Raw genomic sequence first — 24,536 nt, 5'->3', positions numbered from 1 at the left:
CGATAATTCTTTTTTATCCTCCCTCTAGAGGGAGGTGTCGGCAAAGCCGACGGAGGGAGAGATCCACATGAAGCATCTCAAAAAAGTTGTCGCTACTATAACCGCCACCGCCCTGCTCACCCTCTCCGCCTGCGGCACCTCGGTCGGCGCCTCCAACGTGCCGGTCGAACGCGCCGACGGCGACGTGACCATTCGCCTGAGCTGGTGGGGCGGCGACGCGCGCATCAAGGCCACCGAGGAAGCCGTCGCCGGCTTCGAGCGGGCCCACCCCGATATCCATGTCGAAACCGAATACTCCGACTGGACCGGCTACTGGGACAAGCTCGCCGTCCAATCCGCCGGAGGCAACGCGCCCGACGTCATGCAGATGGACCAGCTCTACCTCGCCTTCTACGGCGGCATGGAGGCCCTGCTCGACCTCAACGAGGCCAAGGATTATCTGGATTTGAGCACCATGGATGACGACACGCGCGGCACCGGCGTCGTCGACGGCAAGCAGGTCGCCGCGCCGGCCACCATCGCCCAGTTCGGCGTCATCGTGAACAACGATATCCTCGACGAACTCGGCATCGCACTGCCGGACACGACCCAATGGACCTGGGATGAATTCGCCGACCTCGCCGCGCAGGTCACCGAGCGTTCGGGCGGCGAATACATCGGCGCCATCGCCCCGAATAACAGCTACAGTCTGGAGATCTGGGCGCGCCAGCACGGCGAAAGCACTTTCGATGGCAACGCTGTCGCGATCTCGCCCGAAACGCTCGCCTCGTTCCTGCAACTGCCGGCCGACTGGGCGAAGAACGGCGTCGAAGGCAGCGCCGAGCGTTGGAGCGAGAACGTCACGGCCGCGATGAACGACACCGATTTCGGCAAGGGGCGACAGGCCTTCATGCTCACGCAGGCCACGCAGATCACGCCCTATGCGCAGGCCGCCGGCAATCCCGATATGACGCTGGCGCAGCTGCCGCAGGTCGAGCCCGGCGCGAAGACCATGTATCTCAAGAACGGCATGTATTGGTGCGTTTCCTCGGCCTCGCAGCATCCGGCCGAGGCCGCCATGCTCGTCGACTGGCTGATCAACGACGAGTCCGCCGGCGAGATCCTGGGCACCGAGCGCGGCATCCCGGCCAACAACGACATCCGTCACGCGCTTGCGGGGCAGGCCACCGGCACCGACAAACTGTCGTTGGATTTCGTCGACGAGATCGCCCCGACCTTGGGGAGTTCCCCCGATATCGTGCCCAACGGCGCCTCCGACCTCGACAAGCTCATCGTCCGCTACCAGCAGGACGTCGTCTTCGGCAAGCAAAAGCCCCTCGACGCCGCCAAAGACATGATCGCCGAACTCCAGGAATCCATCGACTTCAACAGCTGAGCGGTTTTCTCCCGCCATTGCGTGGCGTTGATACGCCTGCCGTTTTCTTTTCGGCCAATAAATGCGAATAAGTGTGTTCTAATACATTTTTAAGTACGAAAAAGTGTATTAAAACACATTTTTTCGCATTTAACTAACTTGAGAGTATGATGAGCGGTTAGCGGCAAAGATGGGGAGGCGGATATGCGGCGGGTGGCTCTGGACGATTTCGTGGTGTGGAAGAACGGAAAACGACGTAAGCCGCTGCTGGTGTATGGCGCGCGGCAGGTGGGCAAGACCCACACGCTCAAGGAGTTTGGCCGCGCATACTTCGATTCATGCGCGTATTTCGATTTGGAGCGCGATGGCCGTGCGCGGGCGGTGTTCGAGGGGGATCCGAATGCCGATCTCGACCCCGAGACCATAGTGCGCAGACTCTCGACCATATCGGGGCGATCCATCGATCCTGAATCGACGCTGCTGGTGCTTGACGAGATCCAGGCGTCGAACCGTGCGCTCGCTTCCCTGAAATACTTTTGCGAGGATATGCCTCAGCTGCATGTCGTCGGGGCCGGCAGTCTGCTTGGTGTGGCGGTGAGGGAAAAAGGCTTCACCATGCCGGTCGGCAAGGTCCAGACCTACACCATGCACCCGATGACATTTCCCGAGTTCCTGGACGCCCTTGGCGAAGGCGGCCTTGTCGATGAGATTCGTGAGAGTTACGAGAGCGGCACGCCGTTCTATCTGCATGAGCACATGATGGAATGTCTGTGGACATATATGTTGGTCGGCGGCATGCCCGAGGCTGTCGAAGTGTTCCGCGAAGACCATGATTTTGATGAGGTAGCATCGGTGCAGGGAGATATCCATGCGCTGTACGTCGGTGATATGGCCAAATACGCCACGGCGTCGGAAACGGCGCGGATTCGCGACGTATGGGATAGCATTCCCTCGCAGCTGGCCAAGGAGAACCATAAATTCCAATACAAGATGGTGAAAAGCGGTGGGCGCGCGTCGGTGTATGGGGATGCGATTTCGTGGCTGCTTTCCTCGGGGCTGATTCATCGATGCGTGAATGTGAATTCCGGGGCGTCGCCGCTGAAAAAACACGAGAGTTCCGCGTCGTTCAAGATCTATATGTCTGATACTGGTCTATTGGCGCAGGCCGAGGGATTGTCCGCTCCGATGCTGCTTGACGAGAGCGTGCGCGGCAAGCTGGATATCGGAGGTTTGGGAGAGAATCTCGTCGCCCAGATGCTGTCCGCCAATGGGATGCCGCTGCGATATTGGACCAGCGACAGCACGGCCGAAGTCGACTTTGTGATCGAGCGAAAGGACGCCGTCGGCGGCATCCCCATCGAGGTCAAGACCTCCACACATGTCCGTTCACGGAGTCTGGCTTCGTATCGGGCGAAATACGCTCCGGCAGAATGTGTCCGCGTCTCCGCCAAGAATTTCGGCATGGAGAACGGCATACGTTCCATTCCGCTTTATGCCGCGTTCTGCATCGCGGAATCCTGACGTCCTTGGCGTAGACGTGGCCCGTCCCTCCTCCCGTCCGCTGTCCTGCGGGGGGGGGGCTCCGCGTCGGCCATGGACCCTCGGTCGACCAAGGTCGGATCTTGTTGACCGCACGGCAATTGGAAATGTCTGCGGATTGCCTCGACCATTCGGGTGATGATGCCATTGCGGTCCAGCGATGCCAGATTTTCGGCCGTTTCGTCGAGCGCGGAGGAAGTCGTTGCGTTGTTTCTCCGACGATTGCCTCAGATTCCGGCACAGACAAGCCGAAACGCTTGCCTTTCTGGCACTACCGGCTAGCGGTCTTCCTCTGTCATGTTGAATGGATCTTTCCTTGTCATGCTGAGCGGAGCGCGTAGCGCGGAATCGAAGCATCTCTCCCGGTTGTCTCTCGATGAGAGAGATGCTTCGACTCCGCTCAGCATGACGAAGGAGCGCTCGGCGGGACTCGGCTGCGGTCACAGGCAATAGGCCATATACAGTGGCAGGTATACACGTCCTTCCTTGATCGAGAGTTGTTTGGGATGGATCACGTAGGGGGTGCCGACTCGTTTGCCGAACCGTTGCATGAAGCGGTCCAGCGATGTTGTGCTGTATTCGCGTGGCGATTTGACCTCGATTGGGCTGACCCGTGGTTTCATCGCGGCATCGGCGAAAGGACGGACGATGAGAAAGTCGATTTCCATGCGTTTTTCATCGGGTTTCTTGCCGGACTGCGTGTAGAAGAACAGGTTGTGTCCATTGGCACGGAGCATCTGCGCGATAAGGTTTTCGATGAGCATCCCCGCATTGAGCCCGACGTTGCCGCGAAGCACTGTGCGATACACGTTTTCGTCGGTGGTGGTGTCATTGGCGAATGCGAGCGATACCAACAGGCCAGTGTCCGCCATATAGCATTTGAGAGCGGTCTGTTCCATGCTCAGAGACAGCCCCACCGACGGATCGGCGCAGGCAAAGCACAGGTTGGCGATTCTTGCGTCGGCCAGCCAGAAGAACGATTCCTCGTAATCCCGCATTCGGGCATTTTTATTCAGAGAGCTGAGCGTGAATCGTTTTTCATGTTTGGAAAGCTGTCCGGGGATGCCATCGAGCACGGAAGCGACTTTGAATTCGCACCCATGCGCGAAGCGCGCCACATCATTGCGGTAGAGCTCGAGGATGCGGCGTTTGCTGGCATCCACGGGGGCGAACGCGCGCTGCTCGACATACATATTCAATGGTTCCGGCATGCCTCCTACCAGCATGTATTCGCGCAGCAGGCCCATGGCCCGACGGTGCAGGCCATCCGGCAGGGGCTTCATATCGGAAAAATGACGGCGTATGAGGTCGGCGAGTTGACGCTGTCCCATTGCCCAAAGGAACTCCTCGAAATCCAGCGGGTCGAGGTTCATGCTCTCCTCTTCGGATGGGATGACGATATCCTGGATGTTCTGTCGGATGGAAAGCAGCGAGCCTGTTTCGATATAGTCGAAGCGGCCGTCGGCAACCAAGTATTTGATGAGTCCACGCGCCTCCGGGAACATCTGCACTTCGTCAAACACCACCAGCGTATTTCGACGGTATAGTTCGACGCCGTAATACGTCGAGAGATAGAGGAAGAGACTGTCTAGATCCGTTCGATAGTCACGGAAGTATTGCCGAACCTCTTCGGGAGCCTGGAAAAAATCGATGAAGAGACATGAGCGATATTCCTGCCGTCCGAATTGCGCGATCAGGGTGCTTTTGCCGACGCGACGTGCGCCTTGCACCATGAGGGCTGTGGTGCCTCGGCTGGTGTTCTTCCAATCCAGCAGACGTTGGTATGCCTTTCGTTCCAGCATGCCGCACCCCTCTTAATATCGCGAATCCAGAAACGTATGGTAGAGATTTTACACGAAATCCCGAACTTGAAATACCTGTAAATTCACGAAATCCCGAACTTTGAATGAACGAACACGCACGAAAGCCCGATATATGATGCCGAATGGCTTGGTTCCTGCTTTCGTTGTGTTGGGCGGAACCGATCTTTTCTTTCGTCATGCTGAGTGGAACTGATTTTTCCTTTTGTCATGCTGAGCGGAGCGCGCAGCGCGGAGTCGAAACATCTCGCCCGGTTGCCGCTCGATAAGAGATGCTTCGACTTCGCTCAGCATGACAAGAGGGGAACGCTCGGCATGACAAAAGAGAACGCCCATCGCAACAAAAGAGAGCGCTCGTCATGACGAAAGGCGCGCAACACGGCGAAAGGTGCCCAATGCGACAAGACCGCCGTCATCCCGCAGGAGTCGGTCACTCCACGTCGACCACCGACCCGCGGTCGACCAAGGTCGGATCCACGAAAACATGCCGGGTCGCGGCGTCGGGGTTCTGGATGCGCGTGATCAGTGTGGAGATGGCGGCCTCGGCCAGGTCTTTGCCAGAGGATCGCAGCACGGTCAGCGGGCGCGAGCTGGGCGTGGCGAAGCCGTCGATGGAGATCAGGGACACGTCCTGCGGGACGCGCTTGCCGCGGCGTTCGAGGGTCTGCGCGATGGCGATCGCCAGATAATCGGAGTGCACAAGCATGCCCGTGACTCCCGACAGCAGGATCTTATCGACGATATCGTCGACGCCCTTGGTGTCATAGGGCTGGATGTCGTCGAAGACAAACGGGCACTCGATTTCGTCACTGGCTTCGACCACCTGCCGCCAGCCATTCTGGATCTGCCCTGAGGTGGGGCTGTCGTTGAAAGCGGCGCCGATGCGATGGTGGCCGTGGGACAGGAAATGAACGGCTGCCTTGCGCACGCCGTAACGATGGTTGGTGCGCACCGAATCGACATAACAGTTGCCGAGCAGCGGTTGGTCGCGCTCGATCACGACGGTGGGCATCGCGGCGCGTTCGATCCAATCCCAGGTGCGCGCGCCGATCTGCGGGTGCGCGTTCGGCGCGGCGATGATGCCGCAGACGGTTGGGTCGTCGGCGAAGCCCTGCAGGATGCGGTCCTCGTGCAGGTTGTCCTCATATGCGGACTGGCGGGTGATCAGGCGCAGTCCGAGGCGTGCGGCGACCTCGTGCATATGGTTGATCACGCCGGGCCAGAAGAAGCTGGGTTCCGGCAGCATCACGCCGATGGCCGGTTGCTCGGGGGAGAGCTCCGGGCGGCGGTCGATGGCGTGGATCGTCGCGGTGCCGGCGGGAGTGCGTCCGGAGACGATGGCGCCTGCGCCGCCAGCGGTGCCCGCTGCCGCGGCCTGCTCGGTGGCGTCGCCGACCGACATCGCGCCGCCGCGCACGCGTTTGAGCAGGCCGGCGTCGGCCAGCGCCGTCAGATCGCGGCGCACCGTGATCTCGGTGGTGTTGAGCAGCGCGGCGAGTTCCGGCACGGTGGCCACGTTCTGCTGGGTGAGCAGGCTCAGGATCATATTCCGGCGCTCCGCCGGCAGATAGTCCCGCTTTGGGGACGAGGCGTTGGCCTCGATGGGGTCGGTCATGGTTCCGCTGCTTTCCATGGGCGAGTCGATGCCATTCGGGGCATGCGACATGTTCTGATCATTTATGACCATATTACGAAACGCCGGGCATATGTGCCCGTATTTGCCGGAAGTTGCCGTAAAGGGTAGGAAAATACTGGGCTGCATCGATATGCGGCGTTTTATTTGCCTGAGCAATATTGATTAAAACTGATTGTTTGTGATATAGTGAGATCGTTCATGCAACACCGACAAGCGAAGGAACTTCCATGACGAAGTACACGAATGAATTCTGGACCGCCACCTCCGGCGATCTGACGCAGCGCCGCGACACCCTGCCCACCCCGGCCGTCACCGCCGAGGCCGGCGACGCCACGAAGATCGTCATCGACCCGGCCGACCGCAAGCAGCCGTGGATCGGCGCGGGCGCCGCCATCACCGACGCCGCCGCCTCCCTGATCTGGAATTCCATGGACGCCGAGCAGCGCCATGCCTTCCTCGATGACTGCTTCAACCCGGCCAAGGGCGGCTTCTCCGTGATCCGCATCCCGCTGGGCTCCTGCGAGCCGGCCGCGCAGCCCTACTACACCTACGACGACCTGCCCTTCGGCGAGCATGACAACTTCCTGACCAAGTTCTCCCTCGGTGAAGGCGAGCCCGGCGCTCCCGACGCCACCAAGGACTTCAAGCACATCATCCCGGTCGTGCTCGAGATCCTCAAGATCAACCCGGCCGTCAAGATCATCGCCTCCCCGTGGAGCGCCCCGGCCTGGATGAAGAACACCGGCCACCTGTGCCAGGGCGGTCACCTGCGCTTCGGTGAGTGGACCGGCAACGGCTTCGACCCGATGCATGACTCCTTCGAGGGCTGCTACGCCCGCTACTTCGTCAAGTATGTCGAGGAAATGGGCAAGATCGGCATCCCGATTTGGGGCGTCACCGTGCAGAACGAGCCCTCCAACGCTCCCAAGTGGCCGGCCATGATGTGGACCTTGAAGCAGCAGGCCGAGTTCGCCCACAACTTCCTGCGCCCCGCCTTCAACGAGAAGTTCCCGGAGATGCGCATCTTCATCAACGACGACTCCACCCATAACCTCATGTGGCCGGTGCGCGACATCGTCACCCCCGACGAGGCCGCGAGCGTCGACGGCCTGACCGTGCACACCTACGAGGGCCCGTACTCCAACTTCTTCAACGCCAACCGCTCCTACTCGCACTGGATGTTCGGCATGACCGAGCGCCGCTGCATGATCGAGGAGACCCCCGAGGACGCCGCTCATATCATGTCCGGCATCATCGGCAACTGGCTTGTGCGCAATGGCGAGGGCTTCATCGCGCTGTGGAACCTCGCGCTCGACGAGCGCGGCCTGCCGAACCAGGTCGGCGCCACCGGTCGCCGCGGCGTCGTGACGATCCAGCATGAGACCGGCGAAGTCATCCGCAACCTCGAATACTTCATGCTGCGCGCCTTCGGCCAGGATGTCGAGCCCGGCTCCGTGGTCGTGCGTTCCTCCAACTACACTCCGGACGGCTGGTCCGGCGGCCTGGGCTCCGTGGCCTTCCTCGCGCCCAACGGCGATATCGCGGCCCATATCTACAACCCGACCGGCGAGCCGATCGAGGCCGCCGTGACCATCAACGGCGAGGGCGGTGCATGGCAGAAGGTCACCGTGCCGGCCTGGGGCACCGTGACCGTGCACAAGGGCATCGGCGAGATCAACGAATCCACCGTTCCCGAGGATGGCGTCTTCGAGCTCAACCCCGCGCCGACCCACCTGCTGGGCGACGTGGCGCCGGGTAAGACCCGCGTCTGGGGCAAGGACGAGTGAGTCCGTCCGTCTGAAGCCGTGGGCGGTCCGCACTGTCATGGGTGCGGACCGCCCGCTTTCATATATGTCTAAGGAGGGAATCAATGGGCTGGCAGCATGTGCTTATGATCATCGGCGTGGTGGCGGTGCTTACCTTGGCCGACGTCGTCATCACCTACATCCGTCGGCGTAAGTGACAACGCTATAACCAATCATCCTTGGGTTTGGCCATTTTCCAATGGTCTTTTCACGTCTGTGGTTATAGCGTTGTAGGAAAATACAACGCTATAACCATCCCATAAGGAAAAACCTTATTTCCCAACGAACGTTTGACCATTATGGTTATAGCGTTGTAATTCCCCTAGGCCGTTTGATCGACGTGACCGGCACCCCGTGCCGTCCGGGCCGCGGCTTGACGCCCGCCACATCCTCCAAGGGCAGCGGCTTCCAATGGAACGATATTCTTGCCCCCGCCCTCCGCAATGCCGTGGCGACTTGGCGGAAGAAATTCGCGGCGCTCGCTTCGTCGGCGAGCGTTTGCGCGAACGCCTGAAACACCTGCCATCGGTTGGCCAAGATCAAATTGCTGCGAAGCACGTCGTGCTCGACTTGGTCGGTATGATGCGCGCCGTGATATTCCATACCAACGCTGTATTCCGGCCATGCCATATCGATGAAACACCGCTGGGCCGGGTCGTCGCCGATGATGGCGTTCGGTTGGGCGTTGGGCAGGCCCCGTCGCATGCCCTGCATGCGCATACGGCTTTCCGCCGGCGAATCGGTGTCCGGCCGCGCCAGTCCCAGGGCCCATTGGGCGTCGCGCACACCGACGCATCCCTCCGCCGCGTTTAATATCGGGGCGAAATCCGTTGGCTCGGCGCGACGCAACATGCGATCGCGGCACATCATGGAATCGGCGATGACGACGTTGTCCGCCAAGGAACAATGCGATGCCATATGCACAAAAGTCGCCGTGGGGGACGTGCACCGCACGCCTGCGATATTGATCACCGCCTGCGGTGCGGACAGCGGTTTCCAAGAGTGACTTTTGGTTCCTCGCACGATGCGAGTCTCCGCGGGGGAGGGGAATACGAGATGCAACCGTTTGGCGTCGAGTCGCCGCGCGGGCGGGGTGGGCAGTCCCAACAGGGCCAAGGCGGTGGAAAGTCCATATATCGGCGTTTGTCCGGTTTGCGCCTCGAAGGCGCGGCAACGTGCCAGCATGGTCTGGTGTCGTTCCCAGGCCGCGTGGCGCATGATGTGAGTGCGCGCCGGCTCGTTGCGAAACTCGTACATGACGAGATTGTCCTTGATTATGGAGACATGAGGGCGGGGTTTAGCCCCGAGAAAAACAACGCTATAACCAACGACATTGGGAAGGCGCATTGTTCCAATGGGTCCTGGGGTGTTGTGGTTATAGCGTTGTGAATAAGAACAACGCTATAACCAAGGCCGACGTCAATCCGCCATTTGTCAATGGCGAGTCATGTCGTTTGGTTATAGCGTTGTGTGTATATATAGGGCCTAAATCACATCTCGCCCTTTTCGCGGCGCTCGGCGAGGATGGCCGCGTTCTGCTTGGAGATCTTGCCCGACAGCGGGTAGAAGCACAGCAGGATGACGGCGATCAAGCCGTTGCCGATGGCCGGGGCTAGGGTCGCGACGCCATAGATATTGTTGAGCGTTTCGGCGGACTGGGTGACGGTCTGGCCGGCGGTGGCGGTCACATAGCCGGTGGCGGTGAGCACGACGGCGGGCAGCAGGCCCGACAGAGCCTGGCCGATCTTGCGGGCGAACATATAGCCGGTGTAGACCGTGCCATCCTCGCGGGTGTGGGTCTTGACCTGGATGTCATCGATGATGTCGGTGATGAACGACCACACCATCAGGCCGAACACGCCGTTGCCGAAGATGGCGACGATGGAGAAGACCACGAAGACATAGGGGTTGGTGATGTGCATGAAGAACATCACGACGTAGACCACGCAGGTGAACACGAGCAGCGTGCCGCACACGAGCTTCTTGCCGAATTTGTCGCAGATGGCCGGCACGAACGGAGCCACGATCAGCACGGGCACGTTCTGGATGGCCAGGATGGCCAGGGCGTCGGTGTTGTTGAAGTAGTCCTTGTAGAGATAGGAGTTCACGGCGCCGGCGAACATCTGGGCGAAGATGAGCAGCAGGGCGGCGAGCATCAGGGCCACCATGGCGCGGTTGGAGAGCATGTACTTGAGGGACTTCAGCAGCGGGACGCGCTCGCTTTCGGTCTTCTCGACGCGGATGCGTTCCTTGGTGCCGCGCAGGGTGATTTCATAGCAGATCCACATCAGGGCGGCGAAGACGATGGCGACCCAGATCAGAGCCGGGCCGTTGAGCACTTCCTTGTCTTTGCCGGAGGCGTCCTTGACAGTGGTGTACATGATCAGCGGCAGGACGAAGGTCACGATGATGCCGCCGGCGGTGGAGCCGAAGCCGCGGCCCGCGGCCATTTCGTCGCGGTGCTTGACGTCGGGGGTGGAGACGGAGGCGAAGGATCCGTAGGGCGCGGAGGTCGCGGAGTAGCAGGCCACGCCGAGGATATAGATCACGGTGATGTACGTGATGCGCAGCGGCAGCGCCCAGCTGGAGACGAACGGCAGGAAGGTGAGGATGATGACGGCCATCAGCGGGTAGCGCAGGGTCTTCACGAACCAGTGGTAGCGTCCGTCCTCGCGCAGCGGCGCGTTGTCGGCCCACACGCCGACGCCGAAGTCGGTGAAGGCGGAGATGAGCTTGCCCACGAAGATGATGACGCCGGCGATGGCGGGGTTGATGCCGAGGGCGTCGGTCATATAGATCAGCGCGTAGTTGGTGACGAGCTGGAAGTAGAAGCCGTTGCCGATGTCGCCCATGGCATAGGCCATAGGCTCGGTTTTCTTGAACGGCGGGTTCTCCACGACCTTGCTGGCCGTGGCATCAGCGGTTGCAGCCGACATGATGGTCCTTTCTTTCCTTATTACCGAGGAGGATTCCCAAGGTGAGGCGGAGCCCTGCGGCCGTGGGCGCGGAATAACGAACGTCTTTGGTCGACGGGATCTGCTGACGATCAATATAACACAAAAAATCATTGCGTGATTAAAAATGATAAAAATAGATTAAAAAGTTATGAAATCGGAAAAATATGGTTATAATGATCGTGCATACGGTGACGGCGATGCCGCCCCGCACCATCCGATCGCGAGAAACCGCAACCAAGGAGCGTCCATGACCGCTTTCATCCACGGGTATGACCATGAATATTGGACCCGCACCACCGGCGACCTGACCGACCGTCGCGCGCCCATCGCCACCCCGGCGATTGACGATACGCCCGGGGACGCCGTCAAGGTCATCATTGATCCGACCGAGGAATTCCAGATGTGGGAGGGCGTCGGCGCCGCGATCACCGACTCCTCCGCCTCGCTGTTCATGAATTCGATGAGCGCCGAACAGCGCCACGCGATCTTGAAGGAGATGTTCGACCCCGAGCAGGGCGGCTTCTCCACCGTGCGCATGTCCATCGGCGCCTGCGACTTCTCCTCGCAGAAGTACTACACCTACGACGACCTGCCCGAGGGCGTGGCCGCCGACGCCTCCCTCGAGCACTTCTCGATCGGCGAGGGCGAGCCTGGCGCGCCCGACGCCACGCGCGATATGAAGAACGTCGTGCCCGTGCTCCAGGAGATCGTCGCCATCAACCCGGCCGTCAAGATCATGGCCTCCCCGTGGTCCGCGCCGGCGTGGATGAAGACCTCGAACCGCATCGACGGATCCGGCCGCCTGCGCTTGGGTGAATACGTCGGCAACGGCTACCGCTACCAGGACACCATCGACTACGTCTACGCGCAGTACTTCGTGAAGTTCATCGCCGCCTACGCCAAGCTCGGCATCCGCATCTCCTCCGTGACCATGCAGAACGAGCCCTCCAACGGCTGCCCGTGGCCGATCACCGTGTGGACGCCCGAGGAACTGACCAAGTGGGGCTCCGAATATCTGCGCCCGGCCCTCGACCGCAGCTTCCCCGACGTGGAGATCTACTTCGGCGACGACTCCCTGCGCTTCTGGCAGCGCCCGGCCAGCGAATACATGACCCCGGCCCAGGCCGCCTGCTTCGCCGGCGCGGCCTTCCACACCTATTCCGGTCTGCCTACGTGGGTCCACAACGGCACCCGTCAGTTCCCCGGCTGGAAGGCCGCGATGACCGAGCGTCGCTGTATGCTCGACGAAACGGTCGACGAGGCCAGCCATGTGATGTTCGGCGAGATTGGCACCTGGCTGCCGCGCAACGGCGTGGGGCTGATCAACCTGTGGAACATGGCGCTCGACGAGCAGGGCTTCCCGAGCTATGCCGGCACCTCCGGCCGCCGCGGCGTCATCACCATCGACTCGACCACCGGCAAGGTCAAGCGCAATCTCGAATACTTCATGCTGCGCAACTTCGGCCAGGACGTGGCCGTCGGCTCGCGCCGCATCGCCTCCACCAACTACACGCCCGACGGACGCAAGGGCGGCCTGGGCTCCGTGGCCTTCGCCTCCAAGCGCGGCGATCTGACCGCCATCCTCTACAACCCGACGGGCAAGGACATCGAGGCCGCCGTCGCCATCAGCGGCGAGGGCGCGCGTTGGCAGAAGGTCACCGTGCCCGCCTACGGCACCGTGAGCATGCACAAGGCCGATCACGAGCTCAACGAAACGACCGCCCCGGCCGACGATGAGTTCGAGATCACCTACACGCCCCATCCGGCCGACGACCACGACGAGACGCTGTTCTGATCGCTTCCGGTCCGCGACATGGCGGGGAGGAAGCGCATACGTGAGTTTCCTTCCCGCCGCTTTACAATCAATCCATTGGCAAATTTTGGCAAGCGAAGGGGCTTGACGATGAAGATGCTCCGCACACTCACGGCCGCCGTCGCCGCCGCGGCGATGGCCTGCGCGCTCGCCGCCTGCGGCACGACCCAATCAGCCGACGGGCGCAACCCCGACGGCACGGTGACGATATCATTGGCCGGCTGGACGCTGGCCACGCGCCCAGAATTCCAAGCGCTCGCCGACGCCTATCATGCGTCGCATCCCGAGGTGAGCGTGGAACTCAAGGAATACTCGGCCGACGACTACGACAAACAGCTCATCGCCGACCTGTCCGCCGGAAAGTCTCCCGATGTGTTCCCGATGAAGAACCTGCGTATGTATTACACCTACGCCGAGCCGGGCGCGCTCGCCGATCTGACGGATGTGGCGGCCGGGTATGCGGATGACGAGGATATCCGCGGCCTGAAGGATTACGAGATCGACGGCAAAACCTATGCGCTGCCGTATCGACAGGATGTGTGGGTGCTGTTCTACAACAAGACGATGCTTGAGAAGGCCGGTGTCGACGCCCCCGACGGCACCTGGACCTGGGATGACTACGAAGCGGCTTGCAAGCGCCTCAAGTCCGCGCTGCCCAAGGCCGGATACAAGGACGCCTACCCGACCTACCACCACACCAGCTGGCAGTCGATGCCGCAGGGCATCGCGATGGCGCAACAACAGCGTGGCACGGCGCGCGAGGTGTTCCTCTCCGGCGATTACGCGTATCTGAAGCCGATGTATCAGCGACTGCTGCGCATGCAGGACCAGGAACTGACCATCGCCTACAACACTGTCTCCTCGTCCAAAACCACCTACCAATCGCAGTTCGGCACGCAGAAGGCCGCGCTGCTGCCGATGGCCACATGGTATCTGGGGCCCTTGGCCGACCAGCAGGCCAGCGGCGACGCCGACGACTTCGACTGGGGCGTGACCCTGCTGCCACAGCGCACGCGTGAGGACATCAAGCAACCCAAGAGCTTCGGCGACCCCACCGGCTTCGCCGTCTCCTCCCATATCGGCGGCGCAAAACTCGAGGCCGCCAAGGACTTCGTGCGCTGGGCCGCCGGCGAGGACGGCGCCCTCGCCCTGGCCAAAACCGGCACCCTGCCCGCCTACTTCTCGGATGATGTGCTCGACGCGTTCTTCGCCAAGCAGGGCCTGCCGCAGGACGAGATGAGCCGCGAAGCCATCACCGCCTCCTCCATCTCGCCGGAGAATCCGGTGGGGGAGGCCACCCAGACCGTGCAGGACGAACTGAACATCGCCCACACATCGATCCTCTCCGAAACCAAGCCGCTGGACGATGCGCTCGCCGGCGCGGCACGCGCCATCAACGGATCGGGCCTGCTGCCCGGAGCCTCCCACTGACGCAACGGCAAGGAAAGCGAAAAGAAGATGACCAATCCCACGACCCGCACCGCCGCCGCCATCCCCGACAACTCGGCCCATGTGCGCGCGCTGCGCAACCGCAACATCCGCAACGGCCTGCTGTTCATCGCCCCGAACTTCATCGGGTTCTTCCTGCTGATCCTCATCCCGGTGGTCACGCTGTTCTTCACCTCGTTCACCAAATGGAGCGCCCTGGGCGAGCCGGTGTTCAACGGGCTCAAGAACTGGCGCCGTCTGCTCGCCGACGAGAATTTCAAGACCGCGCTGTTCAACACGCTGCTCTACGCCGTGGTGCATATCCCGCTCACGCTGGCGCTTGCCTTCGGGCTGGCCGTGCTGCTCAACTCGAAGATCCGAGGGCGCGCGTTCTTCCGCACCGTCGCGTTCTTCCCTTATGTCACCGCCATCGTCGCGGTGGCGCAGGTGTGGAGCATGATGTTCGACCCCCAATCCGGCATCATCAACCAGTTCCTCGGCCTGTTCACCGACAATCCCCCAGGATGGCTGTCCGACACGCACTGGGCCATGGCGGCCGTGATCATCGTGGGCACCTGGCGCGAGGTCGGCTATTTCATGATCCTCATCCTCGCCGGCCTGCAGACGATCCCGAACGAGCTGTATGAGGCGGCGCAGATGGATGGCGCGAACGGCTGGCAGCGGTTCTGGCATATCACGGTGCCGAGCATGCGGCCCACGCTCTTCTTCGTCACCGTCACGCTGACGATCACCAGCCTCAAGATCCTCGACCTGACGCTGGTCATGACCAACGGCGGCCCCGGCATCTCCACGCTGGTGCTGGCGCAGTATGTCTATCGCGTGGCCTTCGAGCGCGCCGATTTCGGCTATGCCTCCACGGTCTCGCTGGCGCTGTTCTTCATCTGCCTGGCCGTGACGCTGGTGCAGTTCTGGGTCAACAACAGGAAGGAGCGCTGATATGGCCGGTGCGAACGGTTCCCCGATGCGCGGCATGGGCGTTTCCTCGGCCCGCATCGATGCGGACGGATTCAACAGGCGCCCCGTCTCGCCTTTGGCGGTGGTGGGCAAGGCCATCGGCTATCTCGCGATGCTTGCGGTGAGCGCGTTCATCCTGCTGCCCTTCGTATGGATGGTGCTGAGCTCGTTGAAGAACAACAACGAGGTCTTCATGGTTCCGGTCAAATGGTTCCCCGAAACCTGGCACTGGGAGCACTATGCGCAGATCTGGACCAAGGCCGATATGGGCACATGGCTGCTCAACACCGTGTTCTTCGCCGTGGTGGTGACCTTCCTGCAGGTGTTCACCGGTTCCTTCGCGGCATATGGCTTCTCGAAGATCAACTTCCCCGGGCGAAACACGCTGTTCCTGATCTATGTGGCGACGATGGCCGTGCCGTGGCAGGCCTATATGATTCCGCAGTTCAAGATGCTTTCCATGGCGGGCCTCAACGACACCCGTTGGTCGATCATCCTGCTGCAGGCCTTCGGCGCGTTCGGCGTGTTCATGATGAAGCAGTTCTATGACACGATCCCCGACGAGCTTTCCGAGGCGGCGAGGCTCGATGGTATGAACGAATTCGGCATATATGCGCGCATCATCCTGCCGCTGTCCGGCTCCTCGATCGCGGCGTTGGCGATCATCACCTTCACGAACACGTGGAACGATTACATGGGGCCGTTGCTGTATCTGCGCTCGCCCGATTTGTATACGATCCAGCTGGGCCTCAAGACCTTCATCAGCCAATACGACGCCGATTATTCGATGATCATGACCGGCTCGGTGCTTTCCGTGCTGCCGATTCTCGTGGTCTTCCTCATCGGCCAGCGCCAGTTCATCGAAGGCATCGCCACCTCGGGCATGAAGGGCTGAGCCGAATGCGCGCCTATCTGCCCATTGTCAACGCGATATACGTGCTGTTGGCCTCGTCGCTATGCGCGCTGGAGGGCTGCCTTCCGCTGGCGTTGGTGTGGTTCTTGGTGCCGAGTTTCGATTACTACCCGCTGTTCTGCGTCGCCGCCGCGCTGAGCACGCCGGGATTGGCCGCCCTGTTCGCCGTCTTCCGCGACCATCCCGCCCTGCGCCCCGAGCATTCGATTATTCGCCATTGGTTGCCTGATACGCGCTCGAATCGTGCGGACGATCCGTTGGCCGAGGCTCAGTTCACCCCAGTGCCCGACTGGATCGCCTCTCCCTATGTTTCGGACGACGCCACGGTCGCGATATTCCGCCCCTTCGCATGCGCTTGGCGGCGTCTGGCGCTCCGCGCGCTTTCCCTCGGCGCGCCTGCCGCCGCCGCGATCTTCATACTGCTCTACGACATCCAGCTGCTGCTCCAGGTTCCCTGGGGCGCCTATTTGATTCCCCTTTGCGCGGTGTTGGCGCTGCTGGTCGCGCTGTCTTTGCTGGTGTCGCTGATGCTGGCGGTCGAATTCCCCAAGGCGCGCTGGCGGTCGTTGGTGCGCAATGGCGTGCTGCTGTGCGTCAAGCGCCTGCCGCTGGCCTTGGTGAATCTGGCGGTGTGCGCGTCATATGTGTGGGCGTTGTCGGTTAGCCCCGTTCTGGTGGCAGTGCTCGCCACCGGATTGGTGTGCTATCTCATCTATGCCGGCGCGCGCTGGCAGATGCTGCCGATGGGCGTCGCCTTGGCGCGTGAATCGCACGATCCGACCGCCATCGCCTTGTATGACCCCGATCGCACCGCCGCCGATCCGGCGGGGCGTGGCGGATTATCCGATTTCCAGCAGTAAGTCGCGTCGAACGCAGTCCATATGTCTCCATCCATCCATCGAATCCGCAAAGGAACGCAATATGAACACCATGAACGGCACAGCCGCTTTGCCGACCATCTCCGTCGCCCTGCGCGCCGCCGACGTGGCCGCCGCCGCCAAGAACCGCAACGGCCTGACCTACAAGGGATTCGGCGTGCTTTCCGGCAACGCCACATCCAGCATGCTCATGGATTACAAGGCCGAAAATCCGGAGGCCTATTGGCGGCTGATCCGCACGCTGTTCGGCGGGCCGCGCCCGATCATGAACACCGTCAAGGTGGAGATGGGCAACGACCGCAACAATTCCACCGGTCCGAATCCCTGCACGATGCGCGACCGCGACGAATATCCGGCCGTCGAACGGGACCCCGGCTTCCAGCTGGCCGCCGACGCGCGCACGGTCCAGCCCGACGTCCGGCTGAGCATCCTGCGCTGGATGGCGCCGACTTGGGTGCATGACAACGACGATGTGTACCGCTGGTATAAGAACACGATTCTGGCGGTATATCGTCGGTACGGCATCATGGTCGATTCGGTGAACCCGGATGTCAACGAGCGCACCGCGGATCTCGAATGGGTCGCCGAGTTCAAGCACCGGATTTTGACCGATGACACCGGCTTCGAGGTTTCGGTTTCGGATTTGGATTCGGATGAGGTTGCGCGCATCGAGGCCGGCGGCGGCCGCGCCGCCACTGCCGCAGACGCAGGCTGGTCGTCGGACGAGGAGCGCGAGCTGTTCCGCCGCATCAAGGTCATCACCTCCGACGAGGAGGTCACCGGCACCTTCGCCGGCGAGGTCATCGCCGAGCCGCGCTATATGGCCGCGATGGACGTGGCCTCCTACCATTATTCCGTCGAGGACGATCCGGAGGGCAACTTCACCCGCCTCGCCGACGAATTCGACAAGGAGGTATGGAACTCTGAGGCGCAGGCGGTGTTCTCCAACTCCGCCGACCGCCCGAACAACACCAATGGCGACGGGTTGACCGACGTTGAACGCGACGCCCTGCCTGCCGACGCGCGCGAAGCCGGTGCCTTCGGCGCCGCCGCTTCCACCGGACTCGGCGGGCAGAACGGCCCGCTTGAAATGGCGAATACGCTGATCAAGGGATTCGTCGAATCCCGCCGCACCCACGCCATCTACCAGCCTGCCATCGGCGCCTGCCATGAGCATATGGAATACGCCTCCAAGGAACTCGTCTCCGCCCGCGACCCTTGGAGCGGCTGGATGTATTACGACGCCGGCTGCGCCATCCTCGAGCACTTCGCCAAATTCGCCCACCTCGGCTGGGAATCTTCTGCCTCCCACATCTGGCGCGGCATCCCCGCCGCCTCCGGATGCGAAGTCGGCGGCAACAACCCCGTCAACGGCGCCCGTCACGGCGAGCCCAGCTATCTCACCCTCGCCGCGCCCGACGGAGCCGATTTCAGCACCATCGTCGTCAACGACTCCGCCTTCGCCCGCACCGTCCGCATCGCCGTGGATTCCTCGCTGATCGCCGCCGGCAAGCTCGCCGAAATATGGGAGACCCGCGCCGCCGAACCCGGCGAACGCTACGACACCGCCTACCGCCGTTGCATCGGCTCCGTGGAAGGCGTTCCCGCAGCGGGAGGCACCAAGGAATACGAATTCGATATGCGCCCGTGGTCGATGGTCACCGTCACCACGCTCACCGACGTCGAGCCGTATGCCGTCCCAGCTGCCGCCGAAGGCTCCCGTGCCGTGCTCGACGAGGACCCTGCCGCCGGCATCCTGCATGCTGACGCCTTCGACGACCCCGCGCGCGGGCCTCGATACACCACCGATTCCAACGGTGCCTTCGAAATCGTGCCCGACTCCGAACGTGGCGCCGCCCTGCGCCAGCAGATTGACTGGAACCACGCCGGCAACGCCTGGATCGAGGGCGACCCTCGCACCACGATCGGCGACATGCGCTGGGCCAACTACCGCGTGTCCGTGGATGTGCGCTTCGAGCCGTATCCGGGCCGCGCGCCCTATGTGCTGCTCGGCGCGCGCGATATGGGCGGCAATAAATTCACCACCGATATCTGCGGTTACGATTTCAAGCTGCGCGCCGATGGCGTGTGGCTGCTGCGCCGCTATGGCGACGAAAAGCGCCGCGGTCATCTCGAGGACCTGCGCCGTCGCGCCGCCGAGGCAGGGATGACGCCATTCCAGCCGGGCGCGGGGGACTGGTTCACGCTTGCGCTCCAGGTCGCCGGTCCCGTCGTCTCCGTGTGGCTCAACGGCGCGAAGGTGACCGAATGGACCGACGACCGCCCGCAGTCGGCCGGGCGCATCGACCTCGGCGCCAGCTTCGATCATGTGCGCTTCTCCAACCTCAAGGTCGAGCGCGTGGAAGGCTTCAGCGCGTATTATTCGGCGCTGATCGACGATATGCATATGGTCGGCTGGGACGATTCCCGCACCCCGGTGCTGGAATACGCCGGCGATTGGCGTCATCTCAACGGCCAGGGCATGTTCACCTATATGCGTTCGATTTCGCGCACGAATCAGATCGGCGCCACGCTGGCCCACACCTTCGACGGCACCGGACTCGATGTGTTCGGCCCGTCCGATGGTTCCGTGTGGCTGGATGTGTATGTCGACGGTTCGCTGGTCAAGCCGGGTGTGCGGACCCAGACGAACGAGGGATCGTTGCGCACCCAGCTGCGCGTCGAGGGACTGGAACCCGGTCGTCATACGGTGACGTTGCGGCTCGCCAACCATGCCACATGGTCGGTGGATGCCGTCGGCGTGTTGGCCTGACAGACATCCCGAGATGATGTCGGTCGCCTCGCCGCGCCAGGCCGTTGCTCATCCGCAATGTCGGCCTGGCGCGGTTGGCTGGTGATGAGCGAGGAAGGTGGGCCCATGACCGGACTGCGCAAGATATCGATGCGCGAGGCAATCGGCTTTGGCGCCGGCGATTTCTACGGCGGCGGGCAGCTCACGCTTATCGCCACCTATCTGGCGCTGTTCTGGACGCGCTTCGGCGGCATGTCCATTGCCACCGCGCAGGGCATCATCGGCGTGAGCGCGCTGGTCAGCGCCGTGGGCGCGCTTGTCTTCGGCGTGCTCGACGACAATCTCTACCGATACCCGATCGGCCGGCGTTTCGGGCGGCGTGGCCTCATGCTCATGCTGATCGCGCCCTCGCTACTCATCGGCGTGCTGCTATGGACCCCGGGCCTGCCGGTCGCGGCCTACGCGGCCGTCTACGTGCTGTGGGTGCTGTTGGCGCAGGCCTTCCAGGCCAGCTACAATCCGCTGCCCGGCGAGATGACGCAGGATTTCGGCCAGCGCACGAAGCTGTCGACGGTGCGTCTGGTCATCTCCACATCCGCCGGCACGCTGATCCCGCTGGTCGGCGGCTGGGCGCTGGCGGTGTTCGGCGAGGACAGGCCGACCGGATACATGGTCTTCGCCATCGGCGCGACCGTGGTGTTCGCGCTCGCAGTGGGCGTCACGTGGCGCACGACATGGGAGATGACGCCCGAGCAGGCCGGCTTCGGCGCGTGGGCCAGCGGCAGCCGGCGCGAACCGCGGCTCGGCGTGCGCGGCTGGGCGCGACGGGCCGGGCGCGTGCTGCGCGAATACGCGAGCACTTTGCGGATCAAGGAATTCCGCAAGCATCTGTCAATTTATCTGCTGGTGCAGGTGTCGATGGATGTGTCCGGACAGACCTTCGTGTTCTTCGTGATCTACGACTGGAACCGCACCGCCGCCTTCGCCTCGCTGCTGCTCGGCTGCGCGGCGGTGTCGCTGCCGTTGATGCCGTTGTTCGGCTGGCTGATGACGCGTATCGGTCCGCGCCGGCTGTATGCGATCGACTTCGCGGGGATGCTGGTCGGATTGGTGTGGCTGGGCGCGGCGTGGATATGGGCCGCGGTGGACACTGGTGCGGGAGCGGACGCGGCTGTCGGTGCCGGAGCCGCCGGAGCCACTGGCAGTGCAGCCTCCAGCGCCGTGTGGACCGTGTTCGCCGTGGCCGGCTCGCTATGGTTCTTCGCCTTCAAGTCCCTGTGCGGCTATCTGCCGTGGGCCGTGTTCCCCTTCATCGCCGACGTGGACCAGATCGTCACCAAACGCTACCGTTCCGCCACCTTCTCCGGCATCCAGGCAGGCTTCCGCCAGCTGGGCTCGGGCATCGCGACGATCTGCGTCGGCTTGGTGCTCGGCGCGGTCGGCTTCGACTCGACGCGCGACGTGCAGCCGCCCGCCGCCCGCATCGGCCTGGCCGCCGTGATGCTCGGCTGGATGGCCTTCGCGATGATCGTCTGCTGGGTCGTCTCCCAGCACCTCAACATCAACCGCGCCACCGATATGGCCGTGCTGCGCGAGATCGACCGCCTGCGCAACGGTGGCCGCAAGTCCGACGCCACCCCCGAGGCCCGCGCCACCGTCGAACGCCTCACCGGCGTCCCCTACCGCGACTGCTGGCCCGAGGGCTAAGGGCGCGGCAGCCTCAGCGATCGAATAGCCGGGCGTTGCCTTCGTCATATTCATGCAGCAGACGGCGCAGGAGGAACGTCGTGAAATAGGGTGCGGTGAAGATTCCGTCGCTGCTGTCGATGTTACCGGCGCCAAGCTTCATGCCGAAACGTATGTCGGGATAGGAATCAGAAGATTCTTGACCGAGAAGAACACTTTTATGAGCGACTTTTCCGCACCCCCGAATCGTGATTCGGAAGCGTTCGGGAGGGATTATCGTCGCTACCGTAACGATACTAATAACAAGCTTTGCCGCAAGATGGCATGGCTGCTATTGGGAGCTAAGAAAATGCTGATATATCAATGAAACACGCCAGTGCTTACCGTGAATCGTAACGTTGCGGAAAATATGCTATATTGAGACCAACGTCCTCCAAGGAGGAGGGACGCTGGAAGAAACGAGGAAGTCATGAAGCATGTGATGAACAAGGTCATCGCGGGCGTCGGCGCGGTCGCCATGCTGGCGTCGGTCGCGGCCTGCGGCAGCACCGGTGCCTCCGATGGCGGCGACCAGAAGAACGCCGATGGGAAGACCGAGATCACGCTGTGGATGTGGGGCACCGGCCCCGACAAGATGATCGCCGAATTCGAGAAGGCCAATCCCGACATCAAGGTCAACTGGGTCAACGCCGGCACCGGCGAGGAGCAGTACATCGCCTTGAACAACGCCTTCGCCTCCGGCAAGGGCGCGCCCGACGTCATCGGCGCCGAATACTACGCGCTGCCGCAGCTCGCGTTGAGCGGCGAGCTGCTCGACCTGACCGAGATGGGCGCCGCCGACCTCAAGGACGACTACACCCCGGGCACCTGGAGCTCTGTCAACATCAACGGCGGCATCTACGGCCTGCCGCTTGACTCCGGCCCGATGGCATTCTTCTATAACAAGGAGATCTTCGACAAGGCCGGCGTCACCGAGGCTCCGACGACGTGGGACGAGTACTACGAGGCCGCCAAGAAGATCCATGCGCTTGGCGACAACTACTACATCACCTCCGACGCCGGTGACGCGGGCTTCTTCGATTCGATGGTCTGGCAGGCCGGCGGACACCCCTTCGAGACCAGCGAGGACGGCAAGACCGTGTCCATCGACCTGACCGGTGACGAGGGCACGAAGAAGTTCGTCGAATACTGGCAGAAGATGATTGACGAAGGCCTTATCAACACCAAGACCAAGGGCTGGACCGACGAGTGGAACAAGGGTCTGGGCGATGGCACGATCGCCTCCCTCATCACCGGCGCCTGGATGCCGATGAACCTTGAGTCCGGCGCCCCGCAGGCCTCCGGCAAGTGGCGCGTGGCGAACACCCCGACCTGGGAGGAGGGCGGCACCGAGAACTCCGAGAACGGCGGCTCCGCCTACGCCGTGGTCTCCAACACGAAGAAGAAGGAGGCCGCCTACAAGTTCGTCAAGTGGTGCTCGAACGGCGATGGCGCGCACTACAACTGGGCCGAGATCGGCAACTTCCCGTCCACCAACAAGATCCTCGAATCCGACGAGTTCCTGAGCAAGACCAGCGACTACTTCGGCGGCCAGAAGATCAACGAGGTGCTGCAGAAGGCCGCCGACACCGTGGTGTCCGGTTACCAGAACCTGCCCTTCGAGGTGCAGGCGCGCAAGACCTACTCCGACTCCGCCGGCAAGGCCTTCACCGGCCAGGGAACGCTGACCGACGGCGTGGCCGAATGGCAGTCCAGTCTGATCGAATACGCCAAGCAGCAGGGCTTCGAGGTCAAGGAGTGATCCGCGGCGCCGGTTCGCTCCAAGGCACGTCCCAGGGAGCGGACCGGCGCTACAATCAAAACCGAAACGTTTCGGCCTGTTCGTCGATTATCCGGGAGGAACCATGTCCACGTTGCGTGACGTCGCCAAGGAGGCGGGCGTGTCCGTCACCACCGCCTCGGCGGCGTTGCGCGGCGATCCCGTGGTCAAGGATTCCACCCGCGAACGTGTGCTCAAGGCGGCCAAGGCCGTCAACTACGCCACGAATATGTCGGCCCGATTCCTCAAGCAGGGCAGAAGCAACATCATTGCCTGCGTCGTGCCAGACATCGCCAACCCGTATTTCGCACAGCTGGCCGGCGCCGTGTCCCGCCAAGCCGCCAGGCATGGTCTGCAGACCATCATCCAGCAGACCAACGCCTCGATGAGCGAGGAACGCACCCTGCTTGAGCGTGTCAATTCGCCGATGTGCGACGGGCTGATCCTCAACCTGCACGGCGTGCCCGAGGATGAGCTGCGCTCGCTGATCGGCAACCATCCGGCCGTGCTCTTCGAGGATTATTCGCCCAATCCGCTGTATGACAATGTGGCGTTGCCGCTCGACGCGGCCTTCCGCACGGCCTTCTCCTATCTCAAAAGCCGCGGCTACGAGCATGCCGCCGTCGTCGGCGGCAACCGCTTCGAAAAAGGCGTCTCCTCCGCCGAGGGGCGCAACGCCGGCATCGACATGGCGGTGCGCGCCATGATCGATGCGGGGCTTGGCGAGGAAACCGACGTCATCCCCTGCGATTGGACGGTGGATGGTGGCCTCAAGGCCTCCGCGATCATCGCCCAGGCAGATCTGGGATACGACGCGCTGTTCTGCCTCAACGACCTCCTGGCCCTCGGCCTGCTCCGCGGATTCGCCGGCATGGGCGTCCGTGTGCCGCAGGACAAAGCCGTCTTCGGCTTCGATGGCGTGGCTCCGGCTTCGTATTCGACGCCGCAGCTGAGCACCATAGCCGTCGATTTCGATGACATGGCCCGCATGGCGGTGTCCATGCTGGTCGAGCGCATCAACGGTGAGACCTGTGAGCCGCCGCGTCGGGAGACAACCGGCTTCAGGCTCGTGTGCGGCGAGTCGGCCTGACCGACACCCATTCCCAGTCCATGATTCCTCGGCAAGTGCCGAAACCGCGAACCAATATCAGCACTTCCCGT

Annotated in this window: 17 protein-coding genes; 12 read left to right on the top strand and 5 right to left on the bottom strand. The window is 62.4% G+C overall.

Annotation, left to right across the window (positions count from 1 at the left end; all coding sequences use genetic code 11):
* Positions 1–67: 67 nt before the first annotated feature.
* Entirely contained in the window at positions 68–1,375 is a 1,308-nt protein-coding gene (locus AC1AUD_RS07680; RefSeq protein ID WP_476573664.1) for an ABC transporter substrate-binding protein, read from the top strand.
* Positions 1,376–1,558: 183 nt separating this feature from the next.
* A complete protein-coding gene (locus tag AC1AUD_RS07675) occupies positions 1,559–2,875 on the top strand; it encodes an ATP-binding protein (protein WP_476573662.1) in 1,317 nt (438 codons plus the stop codon).
* A 458-nt stretch (positions 2,876–3,333) separates the two neighbouring features.
* Here AC1AUD_RS07675 and AC1AUD_RS07670 read toward each other — a convergent pair whose 3' ends face one another.
* Together AC1AUD_RS07670 and AC1AUD_RS07665 are read right to left on the bottom strand one after the other, a co-directional pair.
* Positions 3,334–4,695 (bottom strand): ATP-binding protein, encoded by a 1,362-nt coding sequence (locus AC1AUD_RS07670; RefSeq protein ID WP_476573660.1) that lies wholly within the window; start codon positions 4,693–4,695, stop codon positions 3,334–3,336.
* A gap of 448 nt (positions 4,696–5,143) precedes the next feature.
* Positions 5,144–6,328, bottom strand: a complete 1,185-nt coding sequence (locus AC1AUD_RS07665) for a LacI family DNA-binding transcriptional regulator (RefSeq protein ID WP_476573658.1) — start codon at positions 6,326–6,328, stop codon at positions 5,144–5,146.
* A 248-nt stretch (positions 6,329–6,576) separates the two neighbouring features.
* Between AC1AUD_RS07665 and AC1AUD_RS07660 the strand changes: the two genes are divergently transcribed.
* Positions 6,577–8,136, top strand: a complete 1,560-nt coding sequence (locus tag AC1AUD_RS07660) for a glycoside hydrolase family 30 protein (protein WP_476573656.1) — start codon at positions 6,577–6,579, stop codon at positions 8,134–8,136.
* Between the two features lie 321 nt (positions 8,137–8,457).
* Here AC1AUD_RS07660 and AC1AUD_RS07655 read toward each other — a convergent pair whose 3' ends face one another.
* Positions 8,458–9,072 carry a hypothetical protein gene (locus AC1AUD_RS07655; RefSeq protein WP_476573654.1) on the bottom strand — a complete coding sequence of 205 codons (615 nt, stop codon included), beginning with the start codon at positions 9,070–9,072 and terminating at the stop codon, positions 8,458–8,460.
* A 572-nt stretch (positions 9,073–9,644) separates the two neighbouring features.
* Entirely contained in the window at positions 9,645–11,090 is a 1,446-nt protein-coding gene (locus tag AC1AUD_RS07650; protein ID WP_476573652.1) for an MFS transporter, read from the bottom strand.
* A 268-nt stretch (positions 11,091–11,358) separates the two neighbouring features.
* Between AC1AUD_RS07650 and AC1AUD_RS07645 the strand changes: the two genes are divergently transcribed.
* The 7 genes from AC1AUD_RS07645 (at position 11,359) to AC1AUD_RS07615 (ending at position 21,577) form a co-directional block, all read left to right on the top strand.
* Entirely contained in the window at positions 11,359–12,906 is a 1,548-nt protein-coding gene (locus AC1AUD_RS07645) for a glycoside hydrolase family 30 protein (RefSeq protein ID WP_476573650.1), read from the top strand.
* A 108-nt stretch (positions 12,907–13,014) separates the two neighbouring features.
* Positions 13,015–14,355: an extracellular solute-binding protein gene (locus AC1AUD_RS07640; protein WP_476573648.1), complete on the top strand. Its 1,341-nt coding sequence runs from the start codon at positions 13,015–13,017 to the stop codon at positions 14,353–14,355.
* 27 nt (positions 14,356–14,382) lie between these two features.
* Positions 14,383–15,309 (top strand): carbohydrate ABC transporter permease, encoded by a 927-nt coding sequence (locus AC1AUD_RS07635; protein ID WP_476573646.1) that lies wholly within the window; start codon positions 14,383–14,385, stop codon positions 15,307–15,309.
* Position 15,310: 1 nt separating this feature from the next.
* Positions 15,311–16,222 carry a carbohydrate ABC transporter permease gene (locus AC1AUD_RS07630; RefSeq protein ID WP_476573644.1) on the top strand — a complete coding sequence of 304 codons (912 nt, stop codon included), beginning with the start codon at positions 15,311–15,313 and terminating at the stop codon, positions 16,220–16,222.
* A 5-nt stretch (positions 16,223–16,227) separates the two neighbouring features.
* Positions 16,228–17,100, top strand: coding sequence for a YesL family protein (locus AC1AUD_RS07625; RefSeq protein WP_476573642.1), 873 nt, complete (start codon positions 16,228–16,230; stop codon positions 17,098–17,100).
* A gap of 61 nt (positions 17,101–17,161) precedes the next feature.
* Positions 17,162–19,891 carry a 3-keto-alpha-glucoside-1,2-lyase-like domain-containing protein gene (locus AC1AUD_RS07620; RefSeq protein WP_476573640.1) on the top strand — a complete coding sequence of 910 codons (2,730 nt, stop codon included), beginning with the start codon at positions 17,162–17,164 and terminating at the stop codon, positions 19,889–19,891.
* Positions 19,892–19,996: 105 nt separating this feature from the next.
* Positions 19,997–21,577 carry an MFS transporter gene (locus tag AC1AUD_RS07615; RefSeq protein ID WP_476573638.1) on the top strand — a complete coding sequence of 527 codons (1,581 nt, stop codon included), beginning with the start codon at positions 19,997–19,999 and terminating at the stop codon, positions 21,575–21,577.
* Between the two features lie 13 nt (positions 21,578–21,590).
* Here AC1AUD_RS07615 and AC1AUD_RS07610 read toward each other — a convergent pair whose 3' ends face one another.
* Positions 21,591–21,719 carry a hypothetical protein gene (locus AC1AUD_RS07610; RefSeq protein ID WP_476573636.1) on the bottom strand — a complete coding sequence of 43 codons (129 nt, stop codon included), beginning with the start codon at positions 21,717–21,719 and terminating at the stop codon, positions 21,591–21,593.
* 306 nt (positions 21,720–22,025) lie between these two features.
* Between AC1AUD_RS07610 and AC1AUD_RS07605 the strand changes: the two genes are divergently transcribed.
* Both AC1AUD_RS07605 and AC1AUD_RS07600 read left to right on the top strand, forming a co-directional pair.
* Entirely contained in the window at positions 22,026–23,357 is a 1,332-nt protein-coding gene (locus tag AC1AUD_RS07605; RefSeq protein ID WP_476573634.1) for an ABC transporter substrate-binding protein, read from the top strand.
* Between the two features lie 103 nt (positions 23,358–23,460).
* Positions 23,461–24,465: a LacI family DNA-binding transcriptional regulator gene (locus AC1AUD_RS07600; RefSeq protein ID WP_476573632.1), complete on the top strand. Its 1,005-nt coding sequence runs from the start codon at positions 23,461–23,463 to the stop codon at positions 24,463–24,465.
* Positions 24,466–24,536 lie beyond the last annotated feature (71 nt).

The sequence above is a fragment of the Bifidobacterium sp. LH_730 genome (assembly GCF_056355835.1).
Note: the sequence above shows the minus strand (reverse complement) of the source record. Positions and strands in the feature narration are given on the sequence as shown.